General features: G+C 50.9%; 17 protein-coding genes and 7 pseudogenes. 12 read left to right on the forward strand and 12 right to left on the reverse strand.

What is annotated here, in order from left to right:
• The 6 genes and pseudogenes from PR809_RS15910 (at position 1) to PR809_RS15935 (ending at position 4,046) form a co-directional block, all read left to right on the forward strand.
• Positions 1 to 711: an ABC transporter ATP-binding protein gene (locus tag PR809_RS15910; protein WP_014611607.1), complete on the forward strand. Its 711-nt coding sequence runs from the start codon at positions 1 to 3 to the stop codon at positions 709 to 711.
• 28 nt (positions 712 to 739) lie between these two features.
• Positions 740 to 904: a hypothetical protein gene (locus PR809_RS15915; protein WP_226981121.1), complete on the forward strand. Its 165-nt coding sequence runs from the start codon at positions 740 to 742 to the stop codon at positions 902 to 904.
• Positions 905 to 1,132: 228 nt separating this feature from the next.
• Positions 1,133 to 1,839, forward strand: a pseudogene (locus PR809_RS15920) (DEAD/DEAH box helicase family protein); the annotation flags it as partial.
• 80 nt (positions 1,840 to 1,919) lie between these two features.
• Complete coding sequence (locus tag PR809_RS15925) at positions 1,920 to 2,843, forward strand: IS5-like element ISSpu20 family transposase (RefSeq protein ID WP_164526961.1); 924 nt, start codon at positions 1,920 to 1,922, stop codon at positions 2,841 to 2,843.
• A 54-nt stretch (positions 2,844 to 2,897) separates the two neighbouring features.
• A pseudogene (locus PR809_RS15930) lies at positions 2,898 to 3,026 on the forward strand (IS5/IS1182 family transposase); the annotation flags it as partial.
• A 45-nt stretch (positions 3,027 to 3,071) separates the two neighbouring features.
• Positions 3,072 to 4,046 carry an IS5-like element IS5 family transposase gene (locus PR809_RS15935; RefSeq protein ID WP_217748522.1) on the forward strand — a complete coding sequence of 325 codons (975 nt, stop codon included), beginning with the start codon at positions 3,072 to 3,074 and terminating at the stop codon, positions 4,044 to 4,046.
• Between the two features lie 123 nt (positions 4,047 to 4,169).
• Here PR809_RS15935 and PR809_RS15940 read toward each other — a convergent pair.
• From PR809_RS15940 to PR809_RS15950, 3 genes and pseudogenes are all read right to left on the reverse strand, one after another.
• Positions 4,170 to 4,358 (reverse strand): annotated as a pseudogene (locus PR809_RS15940) (glycerol dehydratase reactivase beta/small subunit family protein); the annotation flags it as partial.
• Between the two features lie 16 nt (positions 4,359 to 4,374).
• Positions 4,375 to 5,538 (reverse strand): 1,3-propanediol dehydrogenase, encoded by a 1,164-nt coding sequence (gene dhaT, locus PR809_RS15945; RefSeq protein ID WP_125894551.1) that lies wholly within the window; start codon positions 5,536 to 5,538, stop codon positions 4,375 to 4,377.
• A 144-nt stretch (positions 5,539 to 5,682) separates the two neighbouring features.
• Positions 5,683 to 5,942: pseudogene (locus tag PR809_RS15950) on the reverse strand (hypothetical protein); the annotation flags it as partial.
• A 137-nt stretch (positions 5,943 to 6,079) separates the two neighbouring features.
• Here PR809_RS15950 and tnpA point away from each other — a divergent pair.
• The gene (tnpA, locus tag PR809_RS15955; protein WP_125894549.1) at positions 6,080 to 6,400 is read left to right on the forward strand and encodes an IS66 family insertion sequence element accessory protein TnpA; all 321 of its coding nucleotides are present in this window, start codon (positions 6,080 to 6,082) and stop codon (positions 6,398 to 6,400) included.
• Positions 6,401 to 6,600: 200 nt separating this feature from the next.
• Here the strand turns inward: tnpA and PR809_RS15960 are convergent.
• From PR809_RS15960 to PR809_RS15975, 4 genes and pseudogenes are all read right to left on the reverse strand, one after another.
• A pseudogene (locus tag PR809_RS15960) lies at positions 6,601 to 6,777 on the reverse strand (transposase); the annotation flags it as partial.
• 22 nt (positions 6,778 to 6,799) lie between these two features.
• Positions 6,800 to 7,132: a hypothetical protein gene (locus PR809_RS15965; RefSeq protein WP_125894547.1), complete on the reverse strand. Its 333-nt coding sequence runs from the start codon at positions 7,130 to 7,132 to the stop codon at positions 6,800 to 6,802.
• Between the two features lie 191 nt (positions 7,133 to 7,323).
• Positions 7,324 to 8,394 carry a saccharopine dehydrogenase family protein gene (locus PR809_RS15970; protein ID WP_125894545.1) on the reverse strand — a complete coding sequence of 357 codons (1,071 nt, stop codon included), beginning with the start codon at positions 8,392 to 8,394 and terminating at the stop codon, positions 7,324 to 7,326.
• A gap of 245 nt (positions 8,395 to 8,639) precedes the next feature.
• Complete coding sequence (locus PR809_RS15975) at positions 8,640 to 9,392, reverse strand: NAD-dependent epimerase/dehydratase family protein (RefSeq protein WP_250249906.1); 753 nt, start codon at positions 9,390 to 9,392, stop codon at positions 8,640 to 8,642.
• A gap of 192 nt (positions 9,393 to 9,584) precedes the next feature.
• On the opposite strand from PR809_RS15975, the gene PR809_RS15980 reads away from it, so the two are divergent.
• A complete protein-coding gene (locus PR809_RS15980) occupies positions 9,585 to 10,091 on the forward strand; it encodes a hypothetical protein (protein ID WP_014204953.1) in 507 nt (168 codons plus the stop codon).
• Positions 10,092 to 10,164: 73 nt separating this feature from the next.
• On the opposite strand, the gene PR809_RS15985 is transcribed toward PR809_RS15980, so the two are convergent.
• The gene (locus PR809_RS15985) at positions 10,165 to 11,049 is read right to left on the reverse strand and encodes a MurR/RpiR family transcriptional regulator (RefSeq protein WP_125894543.1); all 885 of its coding nucleotides are present in this window, start codon (positions 11,047 to 11,049) and stop codon (positions 10,165 to 10,167) included.
• Between the two features lie 36 nt (positions 11,050 to 11,085).
• A complete protein-coding gene (locus tag PR809_RS15990; protein ID WP_217748523.1) occupies positions 11,086 to 11,919 on the reverse strand; it encodes a porin in 834 nt (277 codons plus the stop codon).
• Positions 11,920 to 12,565: 646 nt separating this feature from the next.
• Here PR809_RS15990 and dcuC point away from each other — a divergent pair.
• Genes dcuC through PR809_RS16005 form a run of 3 tightly spaced genes read left to right on the forward strand, consistent with a single transcriptional unit; the run spans position 12,566 to position 16,974 of the window.
• Positions 12,566 to 13,927 (forward strand): C4-dicarboxylate transporter DcuC, encoded by a 1,362-nt coding sequence (gene dcuC / locus PR809_RS15995; protein WP_125894541.1) that lies wholly within the window; start codon positions 12,566 to 12,568, stop codon positions 13,925 to 13,927.
• Positions 13,928 to 13,937: 10 nt separating this feature from the next.
• On the forward strand, positions 13,938 to 15,302 hold the full coding sequence (locus tag PR809_RS16000) for a class-II fumarase/aspartase family protein (RefSeq protein WP_159227766.1): 1,365 nt from the start codon (positions 13,938 to 13,940) through the stop codon (positions 15,300 to 15,302).
• Complete coding sequence (locus PR809_RS16005; protein WP_164526958.1) at positions 15,247 to 16,974, forward strand: NAD-dependent malic enzyme; 1,728 nt, start codon at positions 15,247 to 15,249, stop codon at positions 16,972 to 16,974. The genes PR809_RS16000 and PR809_RS16005 overlap by 56 nt, the downstream gene beginning before the upstream one ends.
• 99 nt (positions 16,975 to 17,073) lie before the next feature.
• Here PR809_RS16005 and PR809_RS16010 read toward each other — a convergent pair whose 3' ends face one another.
• A complete protein-coding gene (locus PR809_RS16010) occupies positions 17,074 to 17,583 on the reverse strand; it encodes a GNAT family N-acetyltransferase (RefSeq protein WP_125894536.1) in 510 nt (169 codons plus the stop codon).
• 2 nt (positions 17,584 to 17,585) lie between these two features.
• Positions 17,586 to 18,758, reverse strand: coding sequence for a MerR family transcriptional regulator (locus tag PR809_RS16015; RefSeq protein ID WP_125894534.1), 1,173 nt, complete (start codon positions 18,756 to 18,758; stop codon positions 17,586 to 17,588).
• 108 nt (positions 18,759 to 18,866) lie between these two features.
• On the opposite strand from PR809_RS16015, the pseudogene PR809_RS20135 reads away from it, so the two are divergent.
• Positions 18,867 to 19,022 (forward strand): annotated as a pseudogene (locus tag PR809_RS20135) (helix-turn-helix domain-containing protein); the annotation flags it as partial.
• Between the two features lie 1,404 nt (positions 19,023 to 20,426).
• Here PR809_RS20135 and PR809_RS16025 read toward each other — a convergent pair.
• Positions 20,427 to 20,819, reverse strand: a pseudogene (locus PR809_RS16025) (transposase); the annotation flags it as partial.
• Positions 20,820 to 20,833: the final 14 nt, after the last annotated feature.

The raw sequence follows: 20,833 nt of genomic DNA on the forward strand, positions 1-20,833 counted from the left end.
ATGAGTGGCAAAGGGATACACATCGAAAGTTTAAGCAAGCGGTATGGCGATGGTGACACCGCTGTCTTTGCCTTGAGAGACGTGAATATGCATGTTGCACCTGGTGAAGTGGTGGGACTGATCGGCCCTTCCGGGTCCGGCAAGAGCACGCTGCTCAAGTGTCTGGGTGCGGTGATCGAACCGACCGCCGGTCGCATGACGCTGGGCGATGAAGTGATCTACGCCGATGGCTGGAAAGTCCGCGACCTGCGCGCCTTACGGCGTGACAAGATCGGTTTCGTTTTCCAGGCGCCGTACCTGATTCCGTTTCTCGATGTCACCGACAACGTGGCGCTGCTGCCGATGCTTGCAGGCGTCGCGAATGGAGAGTCGCGCGCGAAGGCACTGGAATTGCTCACAGCGCTTGATGTGCAACACCGAGCTCGCGCAATGCCCTCGCAACTCTCCGGTGGCGAGCAGCAACGGGTCGCCATCGCGCGCGGACTGGTCAATCGTCCGCCGGTGATCCTGGCCGATGAACCTACTGCGCCGCTGGATTCCGAGCGCGCCATGGCTGTAATCCGCATCCTCAACGACATGGCCCGGAAGTTAGAGACCGCCATCATCGTCGTCACCCATGACGAAAAGATCATCCCCACATTCAAGCGCATCTACCACATCCGCGACGGCGTGACCCATGAGGAAGCTGGCGAAGGGCGGGAGTTCGAATGAGAGAACGATTGAATTACAGGAGAATTTCATGACCCACCGCAAACACAGCCACGCATTTGGAACTATCACCCTGACCGTTACGGCCTGCCTGCTTTTATGGGGTTTTCAGTTGCCAGCTTGGGCTGGTGACGCTACCCAGGTTGAGCCACTGGCGCTACGCAAGATCATGCAGGAACTCGGGCGCAACATGTAGGCTATTACCGGTGCGATTTCGCAGGAGGAATGGGTTCAGGTCGTTCAGCTCGCCCCAAAAGTTGCTGCACACCCCGAGCCAGCGCTTACTGAAAAAATGCGCATCCTTGCTTACCTCGGCGCTGATGCGACCAAGTTCAGAAACTTTGACGCGCAGACTCACGAGGCGGCGCTGGCCATGAAGCTGGCTGCTGCGAGCAGCGACGGCAAAGCGGTGATCCAATCATTTGGCGGTGCACTGTCTGAAAAAGATCGTAAAACAGCCATGGTAACCACAGGCCGCCGCTTAGCGGAGCAAATCGGCAAAGGCAACGAGCGCATCATCTTCTCCATCATCAACAAGTTTGGCACCGAGATTGAACTGCCAGAGTGTTATAACGACAGCCCTGACAGATTGTCCTAGTTGATGAAGGCCACCGCAGCCAAAACGGTGAAAACAACATTCGAATGCAACAGGCGCTGCCAAAAGCCGCTTACATTGGCTTTACGGGGACACCACTGCTGCAAGATGACAAGACCGAAAACAAATTCGGTAAAATCATTCACTCGTACACCATGCAACAGGCGGTGGAAGATAAAACCGTTACCCCCTTACTATATGAAGAGCGTGTTCCCGAGTTAAGCACCAACGACAAAGCGCTTGATGCTTGGTTCGACCGCATCACCGATAAGCTGACCGAAAAACAACGTACCGATTTGAAGAAGAAGTTCGCTCAGAAAGGTCAAATCTATCAAACCGAGGGTCGTATTGAACTTATCGCTCATGATATTTCTGACCATTTCCAAAACTTCAAACGCCAAGGTTTAAAGGGTCAGCTTGCTTGTGACTCAAAAGCGTCTGCCATCCAATACAAAAAGCTTCTTGACCAAATTGGCAAGGTGACTTCGGTTGTCGCTATGTCACCGCCAGACACCCGTGAAGGACACGATACGGTCGGCTTTGTTTCCTAAATCGATGGAACTAAATCTGTAATCAGTGATCAGATCGGCATCATTCACAGCTCCACTAATCAACCGTGCCAAAGCCTCGCTATAAGACAACCAACTGGAAACAGTACAATCAAGCCTTGATTAACCGTGGCTCATTGACCTTCTGGATTGATGAGGAAGCGATCGCTACTTGGAAAGCGACAACAGGGCCAAGCAAAAAAGGTCGGCCACTTGTGTTTAGTGATTTGGCGATCACTACCGCACTGATGGTTAAGCGTGTTTTTTCTATGCCATTGCGAGCCCTACAAGGCTTTATCAATTCGGTATTTAAACTGGCAAACGTACCATTAGTTTGCCCGCATTATACCTGTATCAGCAAACGCGCTAAGACAGTTAACATCTCCTTTAAAACTAAGACAAGGGGCGCTATTGAGCACTTAGCTATCGATGCCACAGGGCTAAAAGTCTATGGCGAAGGAGAATGGAAAGTGAAGAAGCATGGTACGGATGGCAAACGCCGAGTTTGGCGAAAACTGCATATTGCCGTTGACACTCATACTCACGAGATTATTGCGGCTGAGCTCAGTTTATCGAATGTGACAGATGCTGAAGTGCTGCCAAATTTGCTTAATCAAACCTACCGGAAAATCCATACGATTTCAGGAGATGGTGCCTATGATACGCGAGAATGTCACACGGTTATCCGCCGTAAACGGGCCTTTAGCCTTATTCCTCCACGCGATGGTGCAGCCTATTGGAAACAAGGGCATCCACGCAATTTAGCCGTGAGTTTTCAAAAGCTTTACGGCTCAAATAAAAAGTGGAAGAAACGCTATGGCTACCATCGTCGCTCAATCTCTGAAACCGCCATGCATCGGATAAAGCAGTTGCTCGGCGGCAGCTTGAGCATGAGAAATTACAATGCTCAAGTCGGGGAGGCTTACGCCATGATAAAAGCATTAAACAAACTGACTAAGCTAGGTATGCCTGAAACACAGTATTTTGTCTAATACGTGAACAGCAGGGGGGAGCTTTGTGTGTTGGCGCGATTTAGGAAACAAAGCCGAGTGAAGCAACTACTTGGTGGCAGATTGAGCCTGCGAAATTATAACGGTCAGGTAGGAGAAACTTACGCGATGATAAAGGCGTTGAACAAACTCACTGGGCTAGGGAAGGTGCGAACAAGTCCCTGATATGAGATCATGTTTGTCATCTGGAGCCATGAAAAAGGGTTCATCATGAGTCATCAGCTCACCTTCGCCGACAGTGAATTCAGCAGTAAGCGCCGTCAGACCAGAAAAGAGATTTTCTTGTCCCGCATGGAGCAGATTCTGCCATGGCAAAACATGGTGGAAGTCATCGAGCCGTTTTATCCCAAGGCTGGTAATGGCCGGCGACCTTATCCGCTGGAAACCATGCTACGCATTCACTGCATGCAGCATTGGTACAACCTGAGCGATGGCGCGATGGAAGATGCTCTGTACGAAATCGCCTCCATGCGTCTGTTTGCCCGGTTATCCCTGGATAGCGCCTTGCCGGACCGCACCACCATCATGAATTTCCGCCACCTGCTGGAGCAGCATCAACTGGCCCGCCAATTGTTCAAGACCATCAATCGCTGGCTGGCCGAAGCAGGCGTCATGATGACTCAAGGCACCTTGGTCGATGCCACCATCATTGAGGCACCCAGCTCGACCAAGAACAAAGAGCAGCAACGCGATCCGCAGATGCATCAGACCAAGAAAGGCAATCAGTGGCACTTTGGCATGAAGGCCCACATTGGTGTCGATGCCAAGAGTGGCCTGACCCACAGCCTAGTCACCACCGCGGCCAACGAGCATGACCTCAATCAGCTGGGTAATCTGCTGCATGGAGAGGAGCAATTTGTCTCAGCCGATGCCGGCTACCAAGGGGCGCCACAGCGCGAGGAGCTGGCCGAGGTGGACTGGCTGATCGCCGAGCGCCCCGGCAAGGTAAGAACCTTGAAACAGCATCCACGCAAGAACAAAACGGCCATCAACATCGAATACATGAAAGCCAGCATCCGGGCCAAGGTGGAGCACCCATTTCGCATCATCAAGCGACAGTTCGGCTTCGTGAAAGCCAGATACAAGGGGTTGCTGAAAAACGATAACCAACTGGCGATGTTATTCACGCTGGCCAACCTGTTTCGGGCGGACCAAATGATACGTCAGTGGGAGAGATCTCACTAAAAACTGGGAATAACGCCTTAAATGGCGAAGAAACGGTCTAAATAGGCTGATTCAAGGCATTTACGGGAGAAAAAACGGCTCAAACATGAAGAAATGAAATGACTGAGTCAGCCGAGAAGAATTTCCCCGCTTATTCGCACCTTCCTTAGCCGCCAGCTTGCTGAGGGCCAGCGCGCAGTCATGCTCGTCGCAACAGATTGTCCGGCAAGGGACGCCTTGCTCTTCCAGCCCCCAGCATAGTTCATCAAGCACGCGCGTATCCTGCCAGAGTGAGTGATAAAACAGATGTACGCCCGGTGATGAAAGTGACATTGCGCCCCCTTATTGATCAGAATGCCTGACGGAAGATCTCGGCAATTTCTTTCTCGTTCCCTTTACGCGGGTTGGAGAAGGCATTGCCGTCTTTCAGCGCCATTTCCGCCATATACGGGAAATCGGCTTCTTTGACGCCCAGCTCGCGCAGATGCTGCGGAATACCGATATCGGCTGACAGGCGAGCGATGGCGCGAATCGCCAGCTCGGCAGCATCCATGGTGGACAGACCGTCAGTGTTCTCACCCATAAACTCCGCGATGTCGGCAAATTTCTCCGGATTAGCGATCAGGTTATAGCGCGCCACGTGCGGCAGCAGGACGGCATTTGCTACGCCGTGCGGCATGTCGTACAGACCGCCAAGCTGATGCGCCATCGCGTGAACGTAGCCAAGGTTGGCGTTGTTGAAGGCCATACCCGCCAGCAAAGAGGCATAGGCCATATTCTCGCGAGCTTTCAGGTTGCTGCCCAGTGCTACGGCTTGGCGTAAGTTGCGGGCGATCAGACGAATTGCCTGGATAGCGGCGGCGTCGGTAACCGGGTTGGCATCTTTTGAAATATAGGCCTCAACGGCGTGGGTCAGGGCGTCCATTCCTGTTGCCGCAGTCAGTGGCGCAGGTTTGCCGAGCATCAGCAGTGGGTCATTAATGGAAACCGACGGCAGGTTGCGCCAACTGACAATCACAAACTTCACTTTGGTTTTGGTATTGGTCAGCACGCAGTGACGGGTGACTTCGCTGGCGGTACCGGCGGTGGTATTCACCGCGACGATCGGCGGCAGCGGATTGGTCAGGGTTTCAATCCCGGCATAGCTATAGAGATCGCCTTCGTGCGTCGCTGCGATGCCGATGCCTTTACCGCAGTCATGCGGGCTACCACCGCCGACGGTAACGATGATATCGCATTGCTCTTTACGAAAAACGTCCAGGCCGTCGCGCACGTTGGTGTCTTTAGGGTTTGGCTCGACGCCGTCAAACACCACCACGTCAATACCGGCTTCACGCAGATGTTCGAGGGTTTTATCAACCGCGCCGTCCTTAATGGTTCGCAGACCTTTATCAGTCACCAGCAGCGCTTTTTTACCGCCCAACAGTTTGCAGCGTTCGCCCACGACGGAAATAGCATTCGGGCCAAAAAAGTTCACATTCGGCACCAGGTAATCAAACATACGATAGCTCATAATTTACCTTCTTAGATTTAAATTATAATTCAGAGAAACAATTCAGTGCGGTTTGCGCTAATAACATGTCTTGTTCGCACCTTCCCTGGGTAACAAACCAAGATGAAACACAGTCTAACTTGGTCTAACCATAACAAAAAGGGTTTAAGTAGCATAAAATAGTATAAAATTCGCCATACTGAAACCCCTATTCAGACTACACAACTCTGATGGGATCGGGTAATCCGTCTTCTCGATGCAGGCTCGGACGATGGCGCGCAGCCACTCCTGGGGGCAGCACGCCCCAAGCGTTTGGCAGTTTCCACCAACGAGAGTATCCGTTGACGAAACAACTCCCCACGACACACCCCGTAGCTCCGTTTGCGCCATAGCACATAGCCACGCAGCGTGCGTTCCGCTTCATAATGGGCTCTGGGCTCCCTGTCGTGTTCAACAAAATCATTTGGATATATTGTAAGCGCGTCATAAACCCCGCATTCTAATCGTCTAGCCCGAATAATAAGATCAAACCTCCAACCCAAAGGAGCAAAGGAGATTTGAAATGGCCAAACGACGCACTAACCAAGAATGGCGAACCCTGTTCGAACGCTATGAATCCAGCCAGCTATCACAACGATTATTCTGTGAACGTAACGGACTGAGCCTCTCCACTTTTTACGCTAAGCGCCAACAGTTAAAGCACATCGAAAAACCGAACACGGTTGGCTTTGTTAAAGCAGAAGTCGTTGAAAAGACCACAAAGTATCAAGCCACTCACCTTGCCGTTGCCAATATGACCCTGCTCGTCCATGATGTTGAACTGAGCATCCCACAAGGCACGCCAGCGACCTATCTTGCAGAACTTATCGGTGCGCTGTCATGAAACGTATGCTCAGTGCTCCCGAAATCTATCTCTATCGCGAAAGCGTCGATTTTAGAAAGTCCATCAACGGCCTCGCTGCGATTATCTAAAATGACACCGACTTGCCCTTGGGCAGCGGCGCACTGTTCCTGTTCACCAACAAACAGTGCGATAAAGTCAAAGTGTTGTACTGGGATAAAACAGGCTTTGCTCTTTGGTACATTATCGCCAACATTTACAAGGCTGACTTGCGCACTAACAGCTTCGTGAGTATCCACATCAACAGCTAAGTGTAGTTTACGCCATGTTCTGCGTTTTTCTGCGCCATGCTTTTTCACTTTCCACTCACCCTCGCCAAAGACTTTAAGGCCAGTTGAGTCAATAGCTACATGGCGAATGTTGGCATGATGATACGGTTAGTTAGGGCAGGTACATCCCCAGAGACACCATCATGTCGTCCAGCTCTTCTTGATGCTGAACCGAGGTCTCGAGCAATTCGTGCAGTTCGTGTTCGGGTAAGGACGATCCAAAAATCATAAAGCAGCGCCACTGATTTTCCGGTTTGCTGAGCTGGGCAATGAAGTGCTCAAAACTCAATTCTCCTTCTTCGTACACCAAATAATAGGTGATGAGTGTGGTGAGGCGAGGAAGGCAAGCTTGTTGTGCGAGTGAGGAAGCCGCCAGCAATGTGGTCAAGCGCTCTCTAAGTTCAAGACGAATTTCATTGAGTGAGTAATCGATGATATCAGCCATAGCTCTTCTCCAAGCGAGGGGGTTCTTTGAACGTAGCGCAAATTGACGCGCGCGGATACGTTTAACGAAGACCGGTGATTCATTACTTAATATACACCACATTTTGCAGCGCTTCCTTTGGGCTGAATACAGGCAGAAATGCGTTCTGACGATGCGCCAAGGTTTGCCACTTGACCTGTTACGGTTGGTCTTCAACAGATGACAAGTGGTCCAGACTCGGGCAGTTGCGTGACCAGTTCTGCTCCCATTAAACGCGCTGGCGTATAACTGCCGCCGTCTGGCGCTTGTTGTAATACGAAGTCGACCACCGCAAGTGAGCCTGTGATGGTTAAGCTATAGCCGTTGGCCGTTTGTATTCGCGCAGTTTTGTGTTCCCCACGGGCATTCGTCGCTTCCCCCCACACATACGTTGGCATGGATGAGCGCGTTTGTTCATTGGGGCCTTGAACCGTTCGTGCGATGTGAGCCTTGATCACATTCTGAACCCAACGCAAGCCAAGGAATGGACGCAGGTAGTTGGCGAGTTTGGCATTGGCGATCATGGCGTGCGAGCCGGGAATAAAGACGTCGATGTTTTCAATCCCCGTGGTGTGATAAGCGGTTGAAACATCGCCCCAAGGAATGGTCATGGCGGGTTTTTCGCCATCGCCGAAATCTATGGTTCGTACCTCGTAGGCGAGCGGTACGTTGATGATGTGACCGTCACGACGAACTTTCCCTCCTTGTGCCAAGCCTTCGACGGACGTCTTTGCGGTGCCTGGAGAAAAGCTGGATCGAGAGTCAAACCCAAGGCTTAAGTGTGTGGCGTCTGGTAATGCCGCTTTCAAGGCCGCTGCCACGCAGTCGGTCGGAATGACATCAAACCCGACACCAGGACATAAAATGACGTTGGCCGCTTGGGCGTGTGAATGATGTGATTGCGCCCATTCAAACACGTCAATCTCGCCTGTGATATCCAGATAATGGGTCGAGGCGTTTAAGCATGCAGACATCATTTTATGGGCGGTGGACGAAAATGGCCCCGCACAGTTAAGAACCAATGCACAATCTTGTAGTTGTTCCACCACAAGGGCGTCGTCATCCAAGGCGAATGCTCTTGCTTCCAAGTGAAGTGCTTGTGCCAACCGCTCAGTTTTTTCTGCATCTCGCCCAGCCAAGATGGGCGTTAGGCCACGTTTGACGGCTTCGCGGGCAATGAGCTCTCCGGTATAGCCGTAGGCGCCGTAAATCATCCAGCGCTTAGTGGGTGTTTGGGTGGTCATCGAATCTTCTCCAATCGGCCTTGCTCGCTCCCGTGTGAGTTCGGGGGGAGGTTTGGGTTTGATGTTTAGGACGCTTGGCGCTCTTGCGCAATGGTTGCCAATCCTTGTTCAAAACGTGTCACGGTAAATTCGGGGAAGCGGCGCTTAAACTTGTCGGAAATAAACACGTTGTCGACGTGATAGCGAGGTAGCAGCTCAGCCGCGTCGCGCACGGTTGGGTTGAATTTCCCCGCGATCCAGAGCAGTCAAGGCTTGAGGACACGATAGTTTGGTTTGACGCCAAAGGTTTTCGCTGCCAACTGGACGAATTCTTTATACGTCAGGCGTTCATCATCGCAAGGTAGATGCCACGTTTGACCATACGCATCGGGCGTGTTGCCCAGTAGAGCCATCGCTCGGCTGGCATCTGGCGTGTAGATCAGGCTGCGTTTGACATCATCGCGAATAAATAGCTTGGCGGCTTTGCCTGCCAACAGGTTATCGATGACGGTGCTGTTGGTGATGCTTTGGGTTTTCCCCGGGCCATAAAACTCCGGCGCGCGACAAATCATGGCGTCAAGTTGGCCTTGATGCATGGCATCAAGCAAGAGGGTGGTGATCTGTGCCCGCACTTTGCCTTTGGCGCCATAAGGTTCAAACGGTGCATCTTCTCGTTGCGGGGCGGCCGTTTGTGGGTACATGTATGTGTTGTCGAAGTAGACCAACTTCGCGCCGTGTTCGATGCACGCATCAATGACGTTGCGCATCAGTACCGGCCATTGTTCCACCCACAACTGCGTATCCATGGGGAGGCCAGCGGTGAGATAGACAATTTCAGAGCCCGCTACTGCTTGCGAAGTTTGTGTGCGATCCAGCAGGTCGGCAGCCATCAGTTGGTCTGAATCATTCACTTTTTGTGGGTGGCGGCTGACCAAACGAATCTCGCTGGTAAAGTCGCGTTTCAGGCTCAGAGCTAACTCGCGGCCAATCTGACCGTTGGCGCCTAAGATGGTTTGCATACAGGATGTCCTCAATTACGCTGGGTGTGATGCTTATCTTAAGGTTAAAGTGAAGTTGAAGGTCAAGCGGTAATGTTCTAATGCCCTTGTCCCTAAAGCAAGATTAGATAAATTCCGCAGCACAAGAAGCAGTATTTTGCTTGCGAGTGCTTTATAGTCGAGTCATTGCCGACTACGAGAAAGGAGCACGGGATGTCCATCAAACATTGGCTGGTCAGTTTTACCCTGCTAGTGCTGAGCGGCTGCAGTACTCACGTTATTCCTTATACGCCAGAGCCCGGCGCATTGACGGAGTCGCCGGATGTGATCATTGAAGAGGTCATCATGGCGCAGCCAGTCAATCTTCGCCCAGAAACCATCGTCGTGACGGAAGAGTACCTGATGCTGGATGACGGTGTAGTGCGCGAAACGATCACAACATCCCACTCGACGTTTTCCGGCAGTGTGGCCGTCGGGGGCGTTGCGATTCGCGCCAAAGAGAGAAGCTTAAACGTGCATCTCTATTTCAATGCATTGCAGACGCCGATGCTGTACCGCCAAAACGAGTGGTACATCGTGCAGCTCAACAATGATTCAGGGCAGGTTGTGAAACGCTTTTACGTGCGTGATCAACGCAAAGCCGAAGTGTTGATTGATGCGATTACGATGAAAATTCAGCGGGCGCACGCCCTTGCCGAGCAAGCCGCCGACGAGTCATAAAGACCGGCAATCAAGGCTATGAGGCAGGCGCGGGACCTGCTCATGGCGTCATCATGCGGTGTGAGGGGAAGCGCTATTTAAACTCAAGCGATGAAAAGGTACCGAAGAACTTGAACAAGCTTTCCAGCTCTTCGAAGTTATCATCGTTGCGCGACTCACGCTGAATCAAAAACAGCAGCAATTCAACGAACAAAAAGCCAATGGTTCGACTGTGGAAGATCGAATCGACGTCACTCGGCAACACATATTGCGCGTCGCTGTAGATGGCGTACGGGTTGGAATAGGTGTTGGTCACCACCGTGACGTAGGCTTTTTTACTGTGAAAGTATTTGGTGATATCCAACACCACTGGGTTGAATCGGTAATACGAGAACGCCAGTAACACGTCATTTTCTTTAATACCCAGCAACGCCTTGGGCAGCTCACCTTTATCCAACGGCAGCAACACCACTTCCGAGCGATTGTATTTCAAGAGGGTGGAGAAATGGATGGCCAGCGCTCGCGATGATGCGGGCCCGACTACGTAAATGGTGCGGCGTTTGTCGGCAATCCGTTTGGCGAGCGCTTCCAACTCATCAATTTTCAATTCTGCGGCAAATTGATCGATCAGCAGACTCACGTTACCAATATAGCGCGACGCTTCTTCTTTGGTATCGGTGCCCTGAACCATCGCGCGTGCTTTATTGGCTTCGATGGGGGCGACGAAGGTTTGGGCGATCTGATCTTGCGTCAGGGCGCTTTTAAACGCGGCGTAGCCGGTGTATCCAAGCTTATTGAGATAGCGCCCGATGGTGGCTTTACTCACTTTCGCCTTTTGCGCCAAATCGATAATGCCGTAGTAAGAGAGCTCTTCGAAATGTTCGACAATAAATGAATGAAGTAACGTTTCAGTTTCGGTAAACGGTTTGAGCTGTTCTGCCAACCGTTTGTAGGTGGTTAAATCGAGAGGATCTTTCATAAAATTCAGTCACCGCTTGCCTCATGTCGCCGCAGATTAACACAGCGTGTGCTCTGTGTTGTGTTTGCTTACCCGAAAGGTGATCGCCCTAAAACAAATGGTCTTCTGGTGTGGTGGGACACAAGAAGACCATTTGGGCGACAACTCAACCCCGGCCATGATTTGGTCGTGCTGTTTGCGTTTGGTGTCGGTATTGTCGTCATGGCGCTTAAATTGGCTCACCGCAATAGCGGGTGACAGTTTAAAGCCGTCGCCTTTATAGTTGAGGCGATAACTGGCCATCATGGCGTGGTCGAGGCGATCATTCTCACCATTGCCCATCACATAAGCGGCTTGAATTTCATGCATGCCAAACTCGGCGTTATATTGCAGCGTGGCATCTTGACGATTGTATTTATAAGACGTGTCGATAGATGAGACGCCGAAGTTATAAATGCCCGGCGTGTAGTTCTTATATTTGTCGGTCATTTTCATGACTTGATAGAGCGGGTTCTTCGTCCGGCCAAAGATCACCATGCCCCAATCATCGTGTTCGATCCCTAAATAGCTGTATCGCGCTTCCAGATCGTCGCCTTCATCCAAGCGTGAATCGTTCACTTCAGTGCGAATTTGCCATTCAATTTTGCCGACCACGCGGCTGTTGTCGATCGCATCCAGTTCACGACTCATGTTGAAGCCCAAGCGGCCATTCATGCGCCCCAACCAGTCGTTTTCACCGGCGAAGCTCGCGTCACCTTTGGCCACCTGACCTTCGAGTCGACCATAAATATCCAGCTTATTGGTTTCATCGTCATAGACAGTTTGTGCCTGAACAAACGAAGCGATGCAGAGGGTAGGTAGCAGAGTCAATAGATGTTTATTTTTTATCATTATGCGTATTCCATGCTTGTTATAAGAAACAAATGCATCGTAATAACGCGCGTCATGAATGAATAAGGGAATTAAATCTTCCCTAACGAAATATTGATGAAGGTCGAAAATTGAATTGGATTTGATGGGTTAATTTATTGCAGGTGGCATTTTTAAATGAGTGTTGAGAATAAATACCAATATGAATGAGAAATAGAAGTTTAATAATGTGACCCACATAAATATTTGGCGGTGAACAGCCTTTGTTTTTCGCTGCGATGAGAAATGTCATTTCCCGCCATGAGTACGGGTTGGGTTCGAATTGAGTAGTTTTTATGTTGTTTTTTCAATGGCTTGCCGAGGTTTTTAAACAGTGGGACTGGGAAAGAACAATTCCCATTGCCCCTGTTTTTCGAGCCTCAATGCCTGATGGAGCACGGATTTTTTCCTTTAGCGTGTGATCGATGTCGCTATCGTATGTGATACTTGAACCTCTTGATTCAAAATAAACGCAGGATTTGGGGTAAATAAAAAAGTGATAGGCTCGCGAGGCGATGATATACCCATCGCTTCACACTTTTTTTAGAGAATAATTAATTCCCATATTGTCTAGGTCATGGGCGGAATAAGATGTAAGCGACATAATACTATAAAAAAGGTGAAAATTATGGTCGCTCTGCTCGCTCTGCCAATTGTATTTGGGGCAGGTTTTCTAATCGTAAAAAAATACAACACACAAGCCATCTTGTTTGGTTCGGGTATCTTGATGATGCTGGTCGGCGTTCTTGCTGGTGGCGCTGAATTTTTGCCGAAAGGCGTCAGCACATCCGGTGCCACGGTCGTCGATTTCTTCCTTGTGATTAAAAGCATCTCATCGTCAACGTTGGCGAAATTGGGGTTGATCATCATGGCTGTGGGTGGCTTCTCCAAATACATGGGGCATATCGGTGCGGCAAACGCACTGGTTAAAGTCGCTACCAAACCGCTGTCGGCGATTCACAACCCTTACATCATTCTCGCGTTAGCCTACATTCTCGGCCAGTTCTTGAACGTGTTTATCCCCAGCGCGGTCGGTTTGGCGATGCTCCTTTTGGTTGCGCTTTATCCCGTGTTGGTTGGCATTGGTTGCACGCCTGCCTCTGTTGCGGCGGTGCTTGCGACCACGGCATGTCTCGATTTAGGCCCCGCATCTGGTGCATCGAACAAAGCGGCGGAAGTGATTGGCATTGATGCGGCCTCGTACTTTGTGGAGCACCAACTGTTCGTTGGGATTTGTTCGGCGCTGGTGATTGCACTGCTGCATTTTGTTTGTCAGAAATGGTTTGATAAGCGTGATGAAGTCAATGGTGTTTCTTATGAACTTCAAGCTAAAGAAGACACCTCGCGCGACGCACCATTGTGGTTTGCTATTTTGCCTGTACTGCCGTTGGTACTGCTGCTGACCTTTAGTAAATTTGCCATCACATCGATCAAAATCGACGTGGTGACCGCGATATTCTTCAGCCTCGCGGTGGCCATGCTGTGTGATTACCTGTATTCGAAAAATGCCAAGGCGGTGGCAGCGTCACTCAAAGTCTATTTGCAAGGAATGGGCGATGTGTTTGCCAGCGTGGTGTCGCTGATCATTGCGGCGCAAACCTTTGTAGTGGGCTTGGGCGCGATTGGCTTTATCTCCGGCATGCTCGGCGTGGCTGACCATTTGGGCTTTGGTTACACCATGATGGTGGTGATGCTGGTGGCGATTATTGGCGTGACCGCGCTGATGTCGGGTTCGGGCAACGCTGCGTTCTTTAGCTTCTCCAACCTCGCGCCAGACGTTGCAGCCAACGTGGGTGTTGCCACTGCGGCGATTGCGATGCCGATGCAGCTTTCTGCAGGGATTTTTCGCTCATTCTCGCCAGTGGCCGGGGTGGTGATCGCGTGTGCAGGCGTGGCCGGTATTCCACCGATTGAGTTGGTGAAACGCACCACCATTCCTATGCTGGGCGGCTTAGCCACAGTGCTTCTCATCACATTCATCGGCGCGTAGGACAGTTGATATGCAAGGTTCAAATACTTCCGTTTTCGACTCCATGCTTTATTCACCGCTGTTTACGCAGGCAGAAATGAAGCAGGTGTGGTCTGATGAAAACTTAATTCGCACGTGGTTAACGTTTGAAGTTGCGATTGCCAACGTACAGGCGGAACTGGGGATCATTCCCCGCTCTGCGGTGGCGGCCATTGAACAGGTGTGCCAAGTGGAGAACATCGATTGGCCCCGTTTGGCGCAAGAGACACAAATCGTCGGCATGGCGATCAAACCGCTGGTGGAACAATTGGCCGATCGGGGCGATGATGCGGTGAAGAAATATCTCCATTGGGGATGCACCACGCAGGATCTGCTTGATACCAGCTTGGCGATGCGCATTAAGCAGACACTCGATATTGTGCGCGGCCAGTTGATTTCGCTGGGCGACCAATTGGCGCAGATGGCGTTGGATCACAAGCACACCGTGATGGTCGCTCGCACCAATGCGATGGATGCCTTGCCCACCACGTGGGGGCTGCACGTCAGCGGTTACCTGCAAGAAATCACGCGTCATGTGGCGCGTTTGGATGCGCTGTATCCGCGTGTGACCGTCGGCATGTATGGCGGCGCGGTGGGGAATTTGTCGTCGATTGGTGAACAAGGGTTAGTGGTTCGTGAGCGTCTGTTTCATCGGCTCGCACTGCAAGAGCCGAAAGGGTTCAACAACGCCAGTTTGGATCACATTGCCGAGTTGATTCAGTTTTTCGCCCTCATCCATGGCACGTTATGCCGCATCGCCAACGATACCGAAACCATGGGGCGCGCTTCGTTGGGTGAAGTGCGTGAAGGCGAAGCGGGCGGAGGCTCCAGCACCATGCCACACAAAGCCAACCCACGGGCGGCGAACATGATTCAAACGCTGTCACGCATGGGGTGGATGTATGCCAGCGGCGCGCCAAACTTGATGGACCAGCACGATGTGCGTTCTGCTTCGATGCGCGTGTTGAACTGGAGCTTGGTGCCTGAAGCGTCGTTGGCGGTGGCCACGTCCCTTGAACGTGCCGAACGCCTGATCGCCAATCTCATTGTGGATGCGCCTAAGATGCGAGCGAATTTTTCCGCATCGCGCAGTTTCATTATGTCGGAGGCGGTGATGATGAAAGCGGCAGAAAAAGTGGGGCGCGGAGAAGGCTACGCCAAAGTGAAAGCGGCGCTTGCCAATGCCCCAGCATCGGGCGACTTGGTGGCCGTATTAAAACAAGACCAATGCGTGGCGGCGATTTTGTCGGCGCAGGAGATTGAGGACGCGTGCGAACCTAAGCATTACTTGGGATGCAACGATGCACTCATCGACGAAGCGATCGCGCTGTATCGCGAGGAGGTTGTGCGTGGCTAAGAAGATGTTCATTCGCCAAGCGGGCAACACGTTGTTGAATACGCCGCTGTTGAACAAGGGCAGCGCGTTCACTTTGGAAGAGCGCAAAAGCTTTAATTTGATGGGGTTGTTGCCAGCCAATATTGAATCCATCGACGATCAGGCCAGTCGTGCGTACGACCAGTTTTCGGTATTTGCGTCGCCCATGGATCAACACATTTATCTGCGCAACATTCAAGACACCAACGAAACGCTCTACTATCGGCTGCTCAATCAGCACATTGAAGAGATGATGCCGATTATCTACACGCCGACGGTGGGGGATGCGTGTCAGAAATTCTCGCAGATCTATCGTCGCAATCGCGGTTTGTTTTTGAGTCTCGCCGATCGCGATAATTTGGACGAGCTGCTCAACAACGCGCCCAACACCGAGGTGAAGGTGATCGTGGTTACTGACGGCGAACGCATTCTCGGTTTAGGCGATCAGGGCATTGGCGGGATGGGCATTCCCATTGGCAAGTTGGCGTTGTATACCGCGTGTGGCGGGATCAACCCAGAGCATACTTTGCCGATTGTCTTAGATGTCGGCACCAACAACTCAGCGCTGCTGTCTGATCCGATGTACATGGGGTGGCGTCATCCACGCGTGACGGGTGAGCTGTATGATGAGTTTGTCGACGATTGTCTGAACGCCATTGGCCAACGTTGGCCGGATGCACTGATCCAGTTTGAAGATTTTGCGCAAACCAATGCGATGCCACTGCTGAACCGTTATCACGATCAGTGCTGCTGTTTTAACGATGACATTCAAGGTACGGCGTCGGTGACGGTGGGCACCTTGTTGTCGGCGGCGCATGTGACCGGGACGCCACTCTCCAAGCAGCGCATCGTGTTTGCTGGTGCGGATTCTGCAGGGTGCGGAATTGCCGAAGCGGTGATCGCACAAATGGTGTCGGAAGGGTTGCCTGAAGCGCAGGCGCGCAGCCAGATTTATATGGTGGATCGCTGGGGATTGCTGGAGCAAAGTATGACCAGCTTACTGCCGTTTCAGAAAAATTTGGCGCAGCCATCTTCGTTAAGAGCGCAGTGGCAGTTGGATGACCACCAAGCGATCAGCTTACTGGACGTGGTGCAGCAGGCGAAACCGGATGTGCTGATTGGCGTGACGGGCGTGCCCGGTTTGTTTAGCCAAACGGTGATTGAAGCCATGGCGCACGGGTGTGAGCGTCCGGTAGTGATGCCGCTGTCTAATCCCACCAGCCGGGTGGAAGCCACACCCGCCGATATTGTCACTTGGACACAAGGCAAGGCGATCATAGCCACCGGCAGTCCGTTTGATGATGTGGTGTATGACGGCCAGCGCTATCCGATTGTGCAGTGTAATAACAGCTACATCTTTCCCGGTGTGGGGCTTGGGGTGATCAGTGCCAACGCCAATCGCGTCACCAATGAGATGCTTCAACAAGCCAGCATCGCGCTGGCGTCGATGTCGCCGATGCGCTCGGGGGGAGACCGATTGCTGCCACCATTGAGCGACATTCAGGCGGTGTCGCGCCACATTGCATTGGCGGTCGCGAAACAAGCGGTGGCGCAGGGCAAAGCACCCGACAGAACGGAAGAGCGATTGTTGGAACGTATTGATGAGGCGTTTTGGCTGGCACAATACAGTGAGTACCGCCGCGTAGCGTCGTAACCGAGTTTGATATGTGGGGTATGTCCTGACATTTGTTAGATGCCCTGAAATTTTGTACATGCTCTGAAACATGCCTTCGTTGATGCTTACAGCGAACGATTAATGTGTAAAGAATGCGGCGTGATAAGTTACCTCACCACAGGGTATGGCGTCTGCCAGCGACAGCGCCATAAAGTATTCCGCAGGCACGCCAGGGTAGGTCAGGTTGGGCTGAGATTGAAAACCAAAGCGTTGGTAGTACTGCGGTTCGCCAAGCAATACGACACCCTGAGCGCCTTGGGCTTTCAACACGGACAGTGATTCACGAATCAGCGCGCCACCGATGCCTTCCCCTTGTCGCTCTGGCACCACCGAGACCGGGCCTAATCCGTACCAATCACATGCGGCACCATCAATGTGAATTGGAGAGAACGCGATGTGCCCAATGATGCCAGTGTCGTCTTCACAGATGAGCGAGAGCGACAGCGCGCCGGCCTCACGCAGTGTCGCGACGATGCGATGTTCCGTCGGTTTCGCACCCGGTTCGTGGTGCGGGTGGTTTTCAAATGCGCGATAAGTGACCTGTTCAATCGAGGTGATGTCAGCAGGTGTTTCTGGTCTGATGTTCATGATTAACCTTTATTTTTGAATACCCAAATGTGGTAGCCATATTGGCCTAAATAGTGTTGGTGAATGTGCAGCTCGCGGCGTAAATCGTTGAGCGCTTGAGAGGTCAACGTTGCCTCGCTGAGTTGCGCCAGTTTTGCGTTGAGCGGCTCCAAGTAGTTGCGCCATGCCTGCGCGCTTTGAGGAAAGCTTTCCACCACCTCGTAACCCGCCGCTTTTGCCTCTTTAAGCCGCTGGTTCTCGGTGACCATCCCCGGATAATTAACCTGCCAAAACTGCTCGGCTTGGGCATCAGGCGTGTGGGTCAGCCACACTAAATCACTGAGAACCAAGTAGCCTTCAGGTTTTAGAAAGCGTTTCCAAGCTTTCAGAGCATGCGGCACCCCCATGATGTACGCACTGCCTTCTGCCCAAAGCACATCAAATTGTGCCGAAGCAAAGGGCATGTCGGTCATGCTGGCGCAGCAAGTTTCGATTCGATGGCCCCATGGATGGCCTGCCACGGTTTCTTTCAAACAGCTGAGGCTGTATTCATCGTTATCCAGTGCCGTAATGTCGAAAGCGGTGTGCTGTGCCAGTAAGCGCGTGGTGGGCCCTTTACCGCAGCCAATCTCCAATAAGTTACCGTCATGACGGGGCAGTGCTTGCAAAGCGCGTAAACTGTCAGCGTCATCGCCGGGGCCCAGTCTGTCGAGGCCTTGGAAAATCGACTCAAAATCAATCATGTACTGTTCGTGTTCATTCATGTCTTTGGACAACCATTTCAACCTCAAGGCATTTTTTTCGCTAAACCCTTGTTTCATTAGCCACTCTAAATGCGCCGCTGGCGCACTTTGTTCAACGCTTTGATGCCATGGCCGCATTGAACTCTTGCCAAGTAAGGCGGCGAGAAGCTCTCTTGCGGACTGCTTTTCGGTGATCGCCGCATCGAGGATCGCAAGCCTTGCTTCTAGCGTTGGTTTATCGATGTTGCCTTCTAAACACGCTTGACACTCTTTGAGCGAAAGCCCACCGGCCTGTAACTGCTGCAACAGTTTGATGCGTTGTCGATCGTGGTCCGAATAGATGCGGTAGCCATTGCTTTGTCGCCGGCCAGTAATTAGTCCCAGTTTCTCGTAATAGAGTAACGTGGAACGGCTCAAGCCGACGTGCTGCGCTAACTCTGAAATTTGATACATGAACTTGGGATCCTCTGCGTTGATGAAGTGAACGATAAACTATGAAGCTTTAGACAGGTCAACCCACTTTTCAACAAAAAGTGAAAAGAAAATGAGCGCGTCACGTGTCGAATACACGCTGTTCTTACTCATACCGACGTTCCGGTGAATGTGATTCGCGATAAGGTGGGGTATACAAACCAAGCCAATTTCAATCGCCAGTTTAAAGCGTATAAACGCGTCAGCCCCAGTGAATACCGCTCGGCCATGAAGCGCTATCGTTAGAGAAAAAAGAAAGAGTAGTGAGAAAGGCGATGGGTTGGGTGAGGTGGGTGGTGTCTATTTGAGGAGTCCAGAAACGGTGAAAGCCCGATGTTGGTAGTAAGCTCAATTGTAGGGTATTGATTTTTAATGTTTTGCATTAATTTATAGAGCATTTCGTATCTTAAAGTGACGTCTTAAATGCGAAAATGCTCTAATTAGTAAAAACTTATAAATCAATTGGTTGTAGATTTGCTATTATTGTATAAGTCCACCCTGTAGCGACTGACATCGGCCACTTTACGCATCTCTTCTTCATTTGCTTTTGTGGTCAATTGCCGCGCAAAACAAATCTTACCGAAAATTTCATGCATAGTTTTTCTTAAGCAATTTTCATTATTTGAAATGTGAGGAGAAGAACATGGCAATCCGATATTTAAAACCGAGTCAGTACATTGAGGAGTTTTATCCTGGATCTGGTATGTGCAGCGCCACAATCATTAATTGGATAAAAATTGGGAAGCTGGGCGGTACTCGAACCCCCACAGGCCGATACCTAGTCTGTATAGACGAGGATGTTGGTAACCCTGCCGATCGAATTTCAGAGTGAGTCAGATTTCTGGAGTCGTAATGGTAGGTCGAGCAAGAAGCAAAGAAACGGCTAACTACCCAGCATTTCTTGTACGAATGAGCCACAGGGGAGAGCTTCGTTTTCGCTTTACAACAGTTGAAGGTGTTAAACGACTTTTCCCTAGTGGCACAACTGAGCAAGAGGCTATTCAAGCTGCATATGTTTATAACATGCAAAATAGGCCAGAACTGACGCAAGACTTCGATCTTAATGAGCCAACCCAATTTCAAAGAGCTATATCAAAAGGGCGTAGAGATAAGTTCAATAAGCCATTAAAGGATTGGCTTCTTGTCGTGTTGGCCCGTGTCAAAGCGGAAGAGAAGCTCTCTAAAGACGTCTTTAGAAACTTAGAACGTGACTGCGAAAGGTTGGAAGAGCACATGGGTAAGTGCTTAACAAAATCGCTGAAGTTACAGCATATCAATGAGTACATTGGTAAATACTATGCTGAGCTCAATAATCGACAGCTAAATGGAAAAATCAGCAATCTGAAAAAGATATTTTCCTATTTGGCTGATGAGAGTGCGATAGAGAGTAACTTTGTTCTTAATAAGAAACAGAGACGTTTATCGAAAGAGGATTACACCAAAGCACGTCACAACTTAGATTATGAAAGCTATCTTCAGATCTATGAAGCAGCGCCACTGTTCTTGAAAGTCGCGATGTCTTTAACCCTAGAGACGACTCATGCTGTGCGAGAAATCTACCGTTTGCGCTATCGAATCAAGAAGCCGAGAGAAGGCGTGTGCGGTATTCTTTGGAATCCAGAGGGTAGGGTGGATTACATTGACGGCCAGCCCATCTACGGAACATTTTATATTCACCGCCAGAAAGTCCAAAAGTCGGAGAGCTCCTCTAGATTTATTGCGATATTTAATCTGAACCGTCTTCGAGCGTTTGCTGATACAGGTGTAGTCAGGGGACGTCAGCGGAACATCCAATAACTCGAAGATCGAGTCAATAAAGCCTTGAAGTGTACGCAATGGCAGAGAGAAAATACCCTTGAGCATCAAGGCAGTTTCAATCGCTGTGTCTGAATACTGAAAGCCTCTACCACGCTTGCCATGATGGGTTTTGCATTGCCACGCATCTATGGCGGTGTCATCTATCCAGAACGTAACTGACCCTCGCTTGCACAGAGCCTTATTGTACTCCGCCCAGTTAGTTATCTTCTTTTTTGCTTTACCCATGTCACCACCGTTCT

The organism is Providencia sp. PROV201, from assembly GCF_028479545.1.
GTDB classification, from domain to species: domain Bacteria; phylum Pseudomonadota; class Gammaproteobacteria; order Enterobacterales; family Enterobacteriaceae; genus Providencia; species Providencia huaxiensis.